At 46.9% G+C, this 12,688-nt stretch carries 14 protein-coding genes; 11 read left to right on the top strand and 3 right to left on the bottom strand.

The window, feature by feature from the left end; genetic code table 11:
• Positions 1–104 precede the first annotated feature (104 nt).
• Genes AXI59_RS18250 through AXI59_RS18240 form a run of 3 tightly spaced genes read left to right on the top strand, consistent with a single transcriptional unit; the run spans position 105 to position 2,322 of the window.
• On the top strand, positions 105–1,457 hold the full coding sequence (locus AXI59_RS18250) for a glucose-6-phosphate isomerase (RefSeq protein ID WP_061522345.1): 1,353 nt from the start codon (positions 105–107) through the stop codon (positions 1,455–1,457).
• 21 nt (positions 1,458–1,478) lie between these two features.
• Positions 1,479–1,895 (top strand): hypothetical protein, encoded by a 417-nt coding sequence (locus tag AXI59_RS18245; RefSeq protein WP_061528944.1) that lies wholly within the window; start codon positions 1,479–1,481, stop codon positions 1,893–1,895.
• 22 nt (positions 1,896–1,917) lie between these two features.
• Positions 1,918–2,322 carry a YugN-like family protein gene (locus AXI59_RS18240; protein ID WP_061528943.1) on the top strand — a complete coding sequence of 135 codons (405 nt, stop codon included), beginning with the start codon at positions 1,918–1,920 and terminating at the stop codon, positions 2,320–2,322.
• Here AXI59_RS18240 and AXI59_RS18235 read toward each other — a convergent pair.
• Both AXI59_RS18235 and AXI59_RS18230 read right to left on the bottom strand, forming a co-directional pair.
• A complete protein-coding gene (locus AXI59_RS18235) occupies positions 2,319–3,305 on the bottom strand; it encodes a potassium channel family protein (protein ID WP_061528942.1) in 987 nt (328 codons plus the stop codon). The two genes, AXI59_RS18240 and AXI59_RS18235, sit on opposite strands and share 4 nt — an antisense overlap.
• Positions 3,302–3,556: a protein mistic gene (locus tag AXI59_RS18230; protein ID WP_061528941.1), complete on the bottom strand. Its 255-nt coding sequence runs from the start codon at positions 3,554–3,556 to the stop codon at positions 3,302–3,304. The genes AXI59_RS18235 and AXI59_RS18230 overlap by 4 nt, the downstream gene beginning before the upstream one ends.
• Before the next feature lie 125 nt (positions 3,557–3,681).
• Between AXI59_RS18230 and AXI59_RS18225 the strand changes: the two genes are divergently transcribed.
• From AXI59_RS18225 to AXI59_RS18195, 7 genes are all read left to right on the top strand, one after another.
• Positions 3,682–3,945, top strand: coding sequence for a YuzI family membrane protein (locus AXI59_RS18225; RefSeq protein WP_061522382.1), 264 nt, complete (start codon positions 3,682–3,684; stop codon positions 3,943–3,945).
• Between the two features lie 44 nt (positions 3,946–3,989).
• A complete protein-coding gene (locus AXI59_RS18220) occupies positions 3,990–4,667 on the top strand; it encodes a zinc metallopeptidase (RefSeq protein WP_061522350.1) in 678 nt (225 codons plus the stop codon).
• Between the two features lie 42 nt (positions 4,668–4,709).
• Entirely contained in the window at positions 4,710–5,999 is a 1,290-nt protein-coding gene (locus tag AXI59_RS18215; protein WP_061528940.1) for a hemolysin family protein, read from the top strand.
• A 273-nt stretch (positions 6,000–6,272) separates the two neighbouring features.
• Positions 6,273–7,934, top strand: a complete 1,662-nt coding sequence (locus AXI59_RS18210; RefSeq protein WP_061528939.1) for a glycoside hydrolase family 13 protein — start codon at positions 6,273–6,275, stop codon at positions 7,932–7,934.
• Between the two features lie 116 nt (positions 7,935–8,050).
• Positions 8,051–8,449, top strand: coding sequence for a secondary thiamine-phosphate synthase enzyme YjbQ (locus AXI59_RS18205; protein WP_061522353.1), 399 nt, complete (start codon positions 8,051–8,053; stop codon positions 8,447–8,449).
• A gap of 17 nt (positions 8,450–8,466) precedes the next feature.
• Positions 8,467–9,498 carry a nitronate monooxygenase gene (locus AXI59_RS18200; protein WP_061522354.1) on the top strand — a complete coding sequence of 344 codons (1,032 nt, stop codon included), beginning with the start codon at positions 8,467–8,469 and terminating at the stop codon, positions 9,496–9,498.
• Between the two features lie 21 nt (positions 9,499–9,519).
• Entirely contained in the window at positions 9,520–9,777 is a 258-nt protein-coding gene (locus tag AXI59_RS18195) for a hypothetical protein (protein ID WP_061528938.1), read from the top strand.
• A 17-nt stretch (positions 9,778–9,794) separates the two neighbouring features.
• On the opposite strand, the gene AXI59_RS18190 is transcribed toward AXI59_RS18195, so the two are convergent.
• Entirely contained in the window at positions 9,795–10,532 is a 738-nt protein-coding gene (locus AXI59_RS18190; RefSeq protein WP_061522356.1) for a protein-glutamine gamma-glutamyltransferase, read from the bottom strand.
• A 140-nt stretch (positions 10,533–10,672) separates the two neighbouring features.
• Between AXI59_RS18190 and tlpB the strand changes: the two genes are divergently transcribed.
• Complete coding sequence (gene tlpB / locus AXI59_RS18185; protein ID WP_061522357.1) at positions 10,673–12,658, top strand: methyl-accepting chemotaxis protein; 1,986 nt, start codon at positions 10,673–10,675, stop codon at positions 12,656–12,658.
• Positions 12,659–12,688 lie beyond the last annotated feature (30 nt).

The raw sequence follows: 12,688 nt of genomic DNA, 5'->3' as shown, positions 1-12,688 counted from the left end.
CGACAGAGATCGTGTTCACCCGGCCTTCTTGATGACTTGATTTAGCGGAAAAGTTCATATAAAGTGATAGAGAAAACAATTCACCATTATGGAGGGACAAGCAAATGACGCATGTACGCTTTGATTACTCAAGAGCGTTACCTTTTTTCAATGAACATGAACTTACATATGCACGTGATTTCGTAAAAACGGCACACCATAATATCCATGAAAAAACAGGCGCAGGAAGCGACTTTTTAGGCTGGGTGGACCTTCCTGAACATTACGATAAAGAAGAATTCGCGCGCATCAAAAAAGCCGCTGAAAAAATTAAGTCAGACTCTGACGTGCTTCTCGTCGTAGGCATCGGCGGTTCATATTTGGGCGCCCGTGCGGCAATTGAAGCGCTCAACCACTCTTTTTATAATATCCTGCCGAAAGACAAACGCAAAAATCCGCAAGTTATCTTTATCGGCAACAATATCAGCTCGACTTACATGAAGGATGTTATGGATCTGCTTGAAGACGCCGATTTCTCCATTAATGTCATTTCTAAGTCAGGCACAACAACAGAGCCTGCAATCGCTTTCCGTATTTTCCGCAAGCTTCTGGAAGAAAAATACGGAAAAGAAGAAGCGAAAGCCCGGATTTACGCAACAACTGATAAAGAGCGCGGCGCTTTAAAAACGCTTTCTAACGAAGAAGGCTTTGAATCATTTGTGATTCCTGACGATGTAGGCGGCCGTTTCTCCGTTCTGACGGCGGTAGGCCTTCTGCCGATTGCGGTCAGCGGAGCTGATATTGACGACATGATGAAAGGCGCTTTTGACGCGAGCAAAGACTTCTCAAGCTCAGAATTAGAAGAAAATGCCGCTTATCAATATGCCGTCGTCCGCAACGTCCTTTACAATAAAGGCAGAACCATTGAGATGCTGATCAACTATGAACCGGCACTGCAATATTTTGCAGAATGGTGGAAGCAGCTCTTCGGCGAAAGTGAAGGAAAAGACGAAAAAGGTATTTACCCTTCTTCCGCTAATTTTTCAACTGATCTTCACTCACTCGGACAATACGTGCAAGAAGGCAGACGGGATCTGTTTGAAACCGTATTACATGTTGAAAAGCCGAAGCATGAGCTGACAATTGAAGAAGCGGAAAATGACCTTGACGGCTTAAACTACTTAGCCGGAAAAACGGTCGATTTCGTTAACAAAAAAGCGTTCCAAGGCACGATGCTTGCCCACACGGACGGAAAAGTGCCTAACTTAATCGTCAACATTCCTGAACTTAACGCATATACATTTGGATATCTCGTATATTTCTTTGAAAAAGCCGTAGCGATGAGCGGTTATCTGCTCGGCGTCAATCCGTTTGACCAGCCGGGTGTTGAAGCGTATAAGGTGAATATGTTCGCGCTTCTCGGCAAACCTGGTTTTGAAGAGAAAAAAGCAGAGCTTGAAAAGCGCCTCGAGAAATAAAATGAAAGGCTGGCCCGACGTATGACGGGTCAGCTTTTTTCAAACCGTGAAGGGTGTGATCATGAATTGATACGAAATGTTTGGAAGCATGCCGTCATTTCTGCCTGTTCTGCCGCCGTTTTCTCTCTGGTTATGAGTCACTCTCCGGCTGTCTTCTTGCAGACAATCCTTTTTCTCGCCTTTCCCCTCGGCCTCTTTACAGACGCGGTTCGTCTCAAGCTGAAGCTTGGCCGCATGCACTCTCTTATGATGAAGCTCGGTTTATATGCCGCCGTTTTCTTTTTCTTATCAAACGCGCAAGCAGGCTCTTTGGCGGCTCTTTTTGCGTATTTTCTAATCGAATGCGCCATTTCCCTTATGACGCGTTCGAGGAATACGGCTGTCCCGCCGGATTCTTCCCCTAAGCCGTATGAAGATGGAGCGGAGCGGGGACGATAAAGGAAAAAGGAGCATGTGAACCATGATCAGCATACCATCTTCACTTGAAGGCCAATCTTTTTTACTCCGCGAACTGGAACAGGTCATGAAACCGATTGGTTATGTCATCGGCGGCGGCTGGGAGTACGAACGGGGTTTCTTCGATTACAAGATTACCGATAATGACGGCTATTTATTTTTGCGAATCCCCGTTGAAGCAATTAAGGGACGGCTTGATGAGCGCGGCGCCGCTGTCACGATCGGCACGCCCTTTTTGCTGCGGCATGTGTATCGGAAACATACGGATGACTTCGCCGGCGGCGGTGTTTTTGAATCGTTATTCCAGCAATTTTCTGAGCCGGAAAGACGCGATGCGGAGATTGACCGTTCATTTGAAGATATCGGCGTGTCGCTCGTTAAAGAGCTTGAAGACATCCTTTTGCATTAAAGCGCCAGAAACAAATCTGAGCTGAGCACTTGATATGAAAGAGGAGGGGTAAGCATCGGCCCCTCCTCTTTTTGAATGCCGATAATCGTCGTATTCCGTTTAAGAAAATAGAGAACGCAGTCATGATAGGATTTATTCTTTAATTCATCAGGAACGGGAATGATGCGGACCTTTTTCTCTAACGTCAAATCAGATAGCTTTTGCGGCTCAGCCAGCTGCAGCTTTACCCGGTAATGCTCAAACATCACCCGGCTTAAAAGGCGTGACGTACCGATGATTTTGCTGGCTCCGGCGCGTTCTGCATTTTTCACATACCGTTCCGTTAAAATCTCCGTGATGCAATAAACGGACGGATTCAGCCCCTTGATGGCGAGCAGCGTTAATACGGAAAGCATATCGGCCTCCGCTTCGTTTTTTTCCTGGTCGGCTGTGAGGATGACGGTATCCGCTGCGGCAATATTCGCCCTGTTCAATGTGCTGTCATCAGCCGCATGGCCGCGAATAAAATGGACATTTTCAATGAGCGGGCCCTCTCGTAATGAATCGTCAATCAATACGACCGTTTTTGACGGAGCAGCCCGCTGGAGCTCTTCCAGCAGCATATTCGACTTCTCATTCCACCCGATGATAATCACGTGCTCCCGGCCTTTAAAGGCAACCTTCCCCTCCACATAGCGGTGCTGCTTTCTGAATGCAGCTGTGGCAAGCGTGGCGAAATAGGCGGTCACAAAACTCGCGCCGCTTAACACAAGCACCATACCGGCGATCTTCCCGAGAGGAGTCTTCGGGACATAATCCCCATAGCCGACTGTGGATACTGTGATGACCGCCCACCAAATCCCTTCAAAAACAGATGGAAACTGCTTCGGCTCCAATATGTAAATCAATTGTCCGAACAATAAAATCAAGGCGATAATGATCAATCCGATACGGATATATAACGGCCATCGCAGCCAAGAAATGAGAACGCGGTTTGACTTCATTCGTCCTGCTCTTCTTCCGACAGAGAAATGGATAAGATTTGTTTAATTATGGCGTTTAATTTTTTATTCAGCTTCTCTTGGCCGTACAACTGACGCGCCTGTTTTATCAGTTCGGCAGTTTCATCTTCAAACTGAATGAGAGGCTCGTCAATTTCTGATTCGTTATAAAGCTGGATGAAGACGTCAAGCCCCTCATTCATGCGGTCTATGGCAGTGCTCAGCTGTTCTTTCTCTCCGTTTGTCACTTTCATGATGTATCACACCTGTGTCTTTTTTTATACAGTATGTCCCAGTTTGTCTTTCTAAAATCGGTGAAAACATATTCATCCGCTTTTTTTCATATGCTAAAGAAAGCGGACCGAAAAGGGTGGGGCAGATGACAGTCATTGGAAAGGCCGCGGCGGTGCTGGCCGGAGCGCAGCTGCTCGCTTCTGCGGCCGTGCTGCTTATTCTTGATTTGAATGCATATAACCACATGTCCGGTGATTTTTCATGGCCTGTTTTTATGAAAAGCGTGATAGGGACGCTTCCGTTTTATTTAGCGCTGGCCGGAAGCTTTTTAATACTGGCGGGAGGTTTGATTCCTGTCAGAAAAAAGAAGCGGATTTCTGTACAGGATAGGGAACATTCTTTAAAATAATATATAAGCAGAAAGTACGATATAAAAAAAAGGAAGAGGATAATATGCTGTTTATCATTTTAACAATCGCTGCATTGGGTTTATCGTTTTGGGCACAATTTAAAGTGAAAAGCAATTTTCAAAAATACTCAGACGTGGAAGCCTCAAGTCAGCGGACGGGGGCGGAAACGGCAAGACGGATTCTTGATATAAACGGTTTATATGATGTGCCGGTTGAACCGGTGAGAGGCACTTTAACAGACCATTACGACCCGACGGAGCGGGTGGTGCGTTTATCCGAACCAGTATATTACGGGCGCTCCATTTCCGCCATTTCCGTCGCTTCCCATGAAGTCGGACATGCCTTGCAGCATCAGGAATCATATGGTGCGCTTGTGCTGCGGCACAAAATATTTCCGGTCGTCAATTTTGCCTCGGGTGTCGCCCCTTTGCTTTTTTTGGGCGGTATGCTCTTGGGCAGCTTGAATTTAATCGGCCTCGGCATTATTTTGTTTTCAGCCGCCGTCTTTTTCCAGCTTGTCACGCTGCCTGTTGAGTTCAACGCCAGCGCGAGGGCGAAGCGGATTATCGTGTCAGAAGGATTCATCCGAAACAGTGAAGAACACGGCGTGAATAAAGTGCTGAACGCCGCCGCGTTAACGTATGTGGCTGCGGCGCTCGTTTCATTATTCGAGCTGCTTCGTTTTGTGATGATCTTCTTGAATGGTCGTGATGAGAATTAACACGAAGGAGGTGGCCCCTTACCGTTTGCGGTAGGGGTTTTTTTGCTTATTTTAAAACTGATTCTCATTATGCTGTTAATCGGATTAACGGCCATCTTTGTGGCCGCGGAATTTGCGATTGTTAAAATACGCGGTTCGAAAATTTCAGAGCTGGTCGAAAGCGGTGACAGCCGGGCGCTTGCCGCCCATAGGGTCATCTCTAATTTGGACGAATATTTATCAGCGTGCCAGCTTGGCATTACGATTACGGCGCTCGGGCTCGGCTGGCTCGGGGAACCGACGATTCAGCGGATTCTTCATCCTGTTTTTCATCTGATCGGAATGCCGGCATCCATTACGCACGTCGTCACCTTCATTGCGGCATTTATCACCGTTACGTACCTGCATGTCGTCATTGGCGAGCTTGCGCCGAAAACGATTTCGATTCAAAAGGCTGAAGCCGTCAGCTTATGGACGGCCAAACCGCTTATTCTTTTTTATAAAGTGATGTATCCGTTTATCAAGCTGTTAAACGGCTCAGCCGGTTTTTTGGTCAAACTGTTCGGCTTTCACTCGGTCAAAGAACATGAAGTTGTTGTCAGTGAAGAGGAATTGCGGCTGATTTTGTCCGAAAGCTATAAAAAAGGACAAATCAACCAGTCAGAATTCCGTTATGTCAATAAAATATTTGAATTCGATAATCGTGTTGCGCGGGAAATCATGGTGCCGCGTACCGAAATCGCCGCCATTTCGCTTGATCAATCGGCTGATGAAGCCATTCACTTGATTATCAACGAACGCTACACACGTTACCCGGTCATTAAGGAAGATAAAGACCATATTCTCGGCATTATTAACAATAAGGACTTATTTAAGGCGTATTTCCTCGGACGTTCCATTCAATTAAAAGAAATTATGCGCCCGGTCATCAGGGTTATTGAAAGCATTCCTGTACAAGAGCTTCTTATACGCATGCAGAAGGAGCGGATTCATATGGCCATACTCGTCGATGAATACGGCGGCACGGCGGGGCTTGTCACCGTCGAAGATATTTTGGAGGAAATCGTCGGTGAGATTCGGGATGAATATGATCAGGATGAAATGCCGCATATCGTCAAAAAAGGCGAACACCATTATGTGATGGACGGGAAGGCGCTGATAGACGAAGTGAACGACCTGCTTGATATCGCCATCGAGAATGAGGATATCGACACAATTGCTGGCTGGCTGCTGACACAAAAAATGGAGCTGGAAAACGGAGATGTATTTCACGCCGAAGGATGCGAGTTTAAGGTGCTTGAAGCCGAGGACCATCATATCCGTTTTGTCGAAATAAAAAAAACAGACTACTAAGCCGCCGCCTCACGCGGCTTTTTTATGCGGCAGGATACAGGATGAAACGGCGTGGCGAATGTTTTCAGTTCCTTGCTGTACGTACGCCAAAAAATGGATCCGCTCATCTCAATACGTAAGAGAGCGCAGAATTCGGAACGGAAATCTCGGGGGCAGCGGCGTTCAAGTTAAATACCATAAGAAGTCTCTTGCCGGCTGCAAGAGGCTTTTTTTTCTGAAATATATGCTTCTTTAGCCTGCTTCTTCATATTGTGTAAAGAAAGGAGTGGCTGTATGAAAACGGCTTGGTGGAAAACAGCGGTTGTGTATCAAATCTATCCCCGCAGCTTTATGGATTCAAATGGCGACGGAATCGGCGATATAAACGGGATCAGGTCAAAGCTCCGCTACATAAAAGGCTTAGGGGCGGACGTGATTTGGCTTTGTCCCGTTTTCGACTCGCCCGGCGCAGATAACGGCTACGATATTCGCGATTACAAAAGAATCTTAAGCGAATTCGGGACAATGGAGGATTTTGATCAGCTGCTCGCCGACATTCATGACCTCGGAATGAAGCTGATCATAGACCTTGTCGTAAATCATACGAGCGATGAGCACCCCTGGTTCATTGAATCACGCTCAGGCAAAGATTCACACAAACGGGACTGGTACATTTGGAAAGACGGAAAAAAGGGCAAAGAGCCGAACAACTGGGAAAGCATTTTCGGCGGTTCAGCATGGCAATACGACGAGAAAACAGACCAATATTACCTACACCTGTTTGATAAAAAACAGCCGGATTTAAATTGGGAAAACCAAAATATGAGGCAAGCCGTTTATGAGATCATCCGCTGGTGGCTTGATAAAGGCATAGACGGCTTTCGGGTGGACGCCATATCCCACATTAAGAAAAAAGCCGGGCTCCCCGATCTGCCGAATCCCGATAGCCTTCCTTACGTCCCTTCCTTCCCGTATCATATGAATGCGGATGGAATCATGGAAATGTTAACAGAATTGAAGCGGGAAACATTTTCGCGCTATCCGATCATGACGGTCGGAGAGGCAAACGGCGTAAGTGCCGATGAAGCAGCTGAGTGGGCAGGTGAAGAATCCGGCGTCTTTGACATGATTTTTCAATTCGAACATCTCGGCCTGTGGGATACGGATGCAGATGAACGTATTTGTATTCCCGCATTTAAAGACATTTTGTCCAGATGGCAGAACAGTCTGGAAGGAAAAGGCTGGAACGCTTTATTTATGGAAAACCACGACCAGCCCCGTTCCGTATCCGTTTGGGGCGATGACAGCTTATTTCTGACAGAAAGCGCCAAAGCACTCGCCGCTGTGTACTTTCTGATGAAAGGCACGCCGTTTATCTATCAGGGACAGGAACTCGGGATGACCAACGTCTCGTTTCCTTCCATTGATGATTATGATGATGTCGCGATAAAGCGGCAATATGAAATCGAGACATCCCGCGGCGTTCCCAATGAAGAAGTGATGAAGGTCATCTGGAAAAAGGGCCGGGACAATTCAAGAACTCCGATGCAATGGAACGGCGGTGAGTATGCCGGGTTCTCAACGGCTTCCCCATGGATCGGCGTAAACCCAAACCATACATGGCTGAATGCTGCATCGCAAATAAAGGATCAAACATCTGTTTATCATTTCTACAGCAAATTAATCGCCCTCAGAAAAAAGCATGATGTGCTGATCACCGGGAGATATGAATTGCTCTTGCCGGAAGATCGGCAAATCTTCGCGTATTTGCGAAAAAGCGCCGGAGAAACCGCACTTATCATAACAAATCTGACGAAAACGCCAGCCTTATACAGACACCCGGGATTTCCGCTTGATTCCGTTTCACTCGTTTTGGCAAACACGGAACCGAAATATCATCGGCATGTGACGTCCTTCCTTTTAAAGCCTTATGAAACACGAGTATATGTATGGTGAAAACTTCAGTCCACGGCTGAAGTTTTTTGTGAATCAAGTTTATGACGCCGTTCGACAGGAAAAGAACAATACAGAACGAATATGGAGTAGGAAGAGGAAAAGAAAGGAGCATTCTCATGCTGAAAACATTGCAGATCAGAACAAACAAGCGGGATGAAATGATAGACATCACACATGAAGCCGAGGCGTTTCTCAGCGTAACAGGAGTGAAAAACGGCTTAGCGCTTATATACTGCCCTCATACAACCGCCGGCATCACCATTAATGAAAATGCTGATCCGGATGTGAAGAGAGATATGCTCAGAAGATTTGATGAGATCTATCCGTGGGATCATGAGCTGGACCGGCATATGGAGGGGAATACGGCAGCTCATATGAAAGCAAGCACAATCGGTGCATCCCAGCATGTCATCATTGATGATGGCCGCTTGATTCTCGGTACGTGGCAGGGCATTTATTTCTGCGAATTTGACGGTCCGAGAAACCGGACGTGTTATATCAAAATAATAGACTGAAACGGAGGAGAACATTGATGAGTGAATGGATGAATGCATTATCACTAACAAAACCCGTCATTCAGGCGCCGATGGCCGGAGGGCTTGTCACGCCGAGCCTGGCTTCGGCCGTATCAAATGAGGGAGCGCTCGGCAGCCTTGCATCCGGATATGTCAGCCCGATATCCCTTGAACAACAGATAATCGAGATGCAGCAGAAAACAAACCGCTCCTTTCAGGTGAATCTTTTCGTTCCTGAAGAAAGAGAGACGCCGGAGGCAGGGGTATTTGAAAAATGGAAGGCGAGCATTCCGATGGCCGATGAGGCTCAGCCATTTTCTATACTTGAAGAGGATTGGAAGGATTTTGAGGAGAAAGTTGAGCTGCTTATCCGCTTCCGGGTAAAAGCGTGCTCATTCACCTTCGGCCTGCCGCCGGAAGAAACGGTTCAAAAGCTGAAGGACAGCGGCTGCTTCCTTTTCGGAACAGCCACAACTGCAGAAGAAGCGGCAGCACTTGAAAAACGGGGAATGGACGCCGTGGTATTGCAAGGGATTGAAGCTGGCGGGCATCGCGGGTCTTTTCTGCCGGCAAAAGGAGAACCCGCCCTCGGCCTTATGGCGCTGATTCCGCAGGCGGCCGATGCGCTGAACGTTCCTGTCATTGCGGCAGGCGGCATTTTTGACCATCGCGGCGTTCAGGCAGCCAGGTGTTTAGGTGCTGACGGCGTTCAAATCGGCACGCCGTTTCTCCTTTGTGAAGAAAGCAGCGCCTCTCCGGCTTACAAACAGGCCATTGCCGAGGCGGAAGGGGCTGACACGCGGCTGACCTCACTGTTTTCCGGAAAACAGGCGAGAGGAATTGTCAATCAGTTTATGAAAACATATGAAGCGGAAGAAGAGAATACGCTTCCTTACCCGCTGCATAACACGCTGACAAAGCCGATGCGCCGGCACGCGTTACAATCCGAAGATGCGGATTATATGTCTTTATGGGCGGGCCAGTCCGCAGGGATGCTGAAGGGGCTGACCGACGTAAAAACCGTTTTGAGCGAATTGTGCCGGTCTTAAAGAAGACTTGAGGTGATTTGCATGAAGATTCTTCAAATGTCCTATAAAAAAAGAGGGAATATTGAATTTGTATTTGTATTTGAAGATTTTCCTTATTCCAAAGTCACCATGGCACCGATCAAAGGGTATTACTTTGTGCGAACCATCAAGTGGAGCAGCCGGGACAGAGCGGTCACACGCCATGATTTAGAAAAGTTCGAATGGGCGGCGAACCAAGCGCTCGGCACAACCGCTTTTTACCGGAAAAGAAAAGCATTTCACATCCCATCGTCACAATGACAGACGATGGGATGGTTTTAATGCATGATTTGATACAGCGCAGGCGCATCAAGCCTTGTAGCCTGAGAAAGAAGATACGCTGACTGCACGGCGTCTTTTTTTCTTAAAGAATTCAGCTTTTGGATAATTTGCTCAGCGGTCAAAATTCCGAGGCCATGGGCAAAATATTGATCTTTCCCCAACACAATCACGTTTTCTCCTCTCCATTGCGCCTTTTGCGGGTTGAAATCCGGGTTTTTAAAATATAAACAGTCGCCCAGCAAAAAGTGATGGCCGGTTTCCGTATAGATCGGCAGATGTTCATAGTGCCAGTCGTACAGGATAATATTCTTGAATCGGGAATCAAATCTTTCATTTCCTACCGTTTTTAATACAGCCAAATAATAAATCACAACAATCGCCGTGGCGCATTCAAACGCATAAAACGCGCCGTTTTCAATAATATCCCGAATGGCTTTTGAAGCGGGAATTCTATATTTCAGCTCCAAGGCTCCCTCGGGCGTCACTCTCCAAAATGCCGTATTTCCATAAGTTTTAGCAAAGGTTGCAAATTTTGCGCCAGACCCGCTCAGTTCTTTGGCGGCCTGAACGATATTGCGCCGCAGCTGTACTTCAAACATCAGCTCAGCGATTGACCCGTAATCAAATTGTACGGGCGAAGCGATCAATTCGTTTAAATACGGGAGCAGACTTTCTTCGGTCTGCCAGTTTGCAATGTCTTGGGGCCGAAGCGTTTGCCCGGATATAATAATCATTGAAACGCTCCTCTCTTTTTTTATTAAGATATGCAAGAGGCTTGGGCAATGAAAATAACTCATAAAATAGGATGAAACGATTACAAAATGTGAGGGGTGAGCCGATATATAAGGTATCACATAAGAGGGAGCAGCATAATATGAAGAACTTCATCAATTGGTGCACAAAAGCATCAATCTCACGAAAATTAATCATTTCATTTAGCGTGATCTTAATCATACCGATTCTCGTTTTAGAATTCAGTTCATATCACACGGCGAGCAGCTCGCTGGATGAGCAAATTTCAGGCAACGCGAAAAATAACATCGACTCTTTTAATACAACCATCACAAATGATATAGGAGCAAAGGCGAAGGCCATTGAATTTTTCAGTGAAACCTTAAAGACTTCGTCATTCACAAAGAAAAATAAATCCGAGCTCGAAGGGAAGTTCGGGCAATACACGTCAATTCATAAGGATGTAGCCCGTATTTACGGAGGAACAGAAGACGGCAGTTACACACAAGCACCGAAGGAAAACCTGCCGGCCGGTTATGACCCGAGAACCCGTACGTGGTATAAAGACGCTGTGAAGGCAGGCGGCGGGCTTGTTGTCACTGATCCTTACATAGCGGCAAACGACGGCAGCATGGTCGTAACCGTGGCACAGCAGCTGCAGGACGGGAGCGGCGTTGTGGCGATGGATATTACCATTGACCAGCTGCTGAAACAGATGCAGGAAATTAAAATCGGCCAAAAAGGCTTCGTGTTTATCGTTTCTAAAAATAAAACCTATGTCGCCCATAAAGACCATAAGCCGGGCGAGAAAGTCTCAACCCCGTGGGTCAACGAGGTTTACAGCAATAACAGCGGCATCATTTCATACAAGCTCAATAATCAAGATAAAAAAATGGCGTTTACGACAAATAAGCTGACCGGCTGGAAAATAGCGGGTTCGATGGAGCTCAATGAAATTAAAGACGCATCAAAGCCGGTGCTTACGATGGGAATGATCGTGCTTGGCGCATCCGTTATCATCGGGGGGATATTAATCTTATTGATTGTCAGATCAATTACGACACCGCTGAAACGCCTTGTCCGCTCGTCTAAACAAATCAGCGGCGGAGACCTGACGGAAACGATTGATATCCGTTCGAAAGATGAACTGGGTGAACTCGGGGCAAGCTTTAACGAAATGGGAGAATCATTGCGGGGGCTCATCAGCGCAATCCAAAGTTCGGTCGACAATGTGGCGGCGTCATCAGAACAGCTGACCGCATCAGCTTCGCAAACAAGCAAAGCGACGGAACATATTACGATGGCGATTGAACAGTTTTCAAACGGAAACGAGGAGCAGAGCGAAAAAGTCGAATCAAGCTCAGCGAAACTGAATCATATGAATGACGGACTCCTCGCTGTGTCCCAGACATCTGCGGCTATTACCGAAGCATCTAAACAATCGACGGAAATTGCCGGAACCGGGGAGACGTACGTACAGAAAACAGTCGGGCAGATGAAACTTATCAACCAATCCGTTCAGCAGGCGGAAGCCGTTGTCAAAGGCCTTGAGGCAAAATCAAAAGACATCACACATATTTTAAGAGTCATCAACGGCATTGCCGATCAGACAAACCTGCTCGCTTTAAACGCCGCCATTGAGGCTGCCAGAGCGGGAGAATACGGGAGAGGTTTTTCCGTGGTCGCGGAAGAAGTGCGAAAACTTGCCGTCCAATCCGCCGACTCTTCAAAAGAAATTGAAAAATTGATTCAAGAAATCACGGCCGAAATTGATACTTCACTTCACATGTTTACCTCGGTAAATGAAGAAGTTCAATCAGGGCTTACCGTGACGGACCGTACGAAAGAAAGCTTCCAAAACATCTTCGGCATGACAAACGAAATCGCCGAAAAGCTTCAATCCATGAACAGTACGGTTGAGCAGCTATCAGACAGCTCTCAGCACGTCTCAGCCGCTGTCACCGATATTGCGGACGTTTCGAGAGAAAGCGCTGCAAGCATTCAGGATATTGCGGCATCTGCCGAAGAGCAGCTTGCCTCCATGGAAGAAATCAGCACCTCAGCCGACACTTTGGCTCAAATGGCCGAAGAGCTGCGGGAATTAACGAAACAATTTAAAATCAATTAGTACAAAAAGACGCTTTCCATCCGGGAAGCG

The sequence above is a fragment of the Bacillus nakamurai genome (genome assembly GCF_001584325.1).
In the GTDB taxonomy this organism is placed as follows: Bacteria; Bacillota; Bacilli; order Bacillales; family Bacillaceae; genus Bacillus; species Bacillus nakamurai.
The sequence above is the reverse complement of the archived record's forward strand: the minus strand, read 5'-3'. Positions and strand labels throughout refer to the sequence as shown.

Coding starts and splice junctions, on each gene's coding strand:
- AXI59_RS18250 (WP_061522345.1), top strand. CDS start 105: ATGACGCATGTACGCTTTGATTACTCAAGAGCGTTACCTTTTTTCAAT.
- AXI59_RS18210 (WP_061528939.1), top strand. CDS start 6,273: ATGAAAACGGCTTGGTGGAAAACAGCGGTTGTGTATCAAATCTATCCC.
- AXI59_RS18225 (WP_061522382.1), top strand. CDS start 3,682: ATGACAGTCATTGGAAAGGCCGCGGCGGTGCTGGCCGGAGCGCAGCTG.
- AXI59_RS18190 (WP_061522356.1), bottom strand. CDS start 10,532: ATGATTATTATATCCGGGCAAACGCTTCGGCCCCAAGACATTGCAAAC.
- tlpB (WP_061522357.1), top strand. CDS start 10,673: ATGAAGAACTTCATCAATTGGTGCACAAAAGCATCAATCTCACGAAAA.
- AXI59_RS18240 (WP_061528943.1), top strand. CDS start 1,918: ATGATCAGCATACCATCTTCACTTGAAGGCCAATCTTTTTTACTCCGC.
- AXI59_RS18235 (WP_061528942.1), bottom strand. CDS start 3,305: ATGAAGTCAAACCGCGTTCTCATTTCTTGGCTGCGATGGCCGTTATAT.
- AXI59_RS18220 (WP_061522350.1), top strand. CDS start 3,990: ATGCTGTTTATCATTTTAACAATCGCTGCATTGGGTTTATCGTTTTGG.
- AXI59_RS18195 (WP_061528938.1), top strand. CDS start 9,520: ATGAAGATTCTTCAAATGTCCTATAAAAAAAGAGGGAATATTGAATTT.
- AXI59_RS18205 (WP_061522353.1), top strand. CDS start 8,051: ATGCTGAAAACATTGCAGATCAGAACAAACAAGCGGGATGAAATGATA.
- AXI59_RS18200 (WP_061522354.1), top strand. CDS start 8,467: ATGAGTGAATGGATGAATGCATTATCACTAACAAAACCCGTCATTCAG.
- AXI59_RS18245 (WP_061528944.1), top strand. CDS start 1,479: ATGACGGGTCAGCTTTTTTCAAACCGTGAAGGGTGTGATCATGAATTG.
- AXI59_RS18230 (WP_061528941.1), bottom strand. CDS start 3,556: ATGAAAGTGACAAACGGAGAGAAAGAACAGCTGAGCACTGCCATAGAC.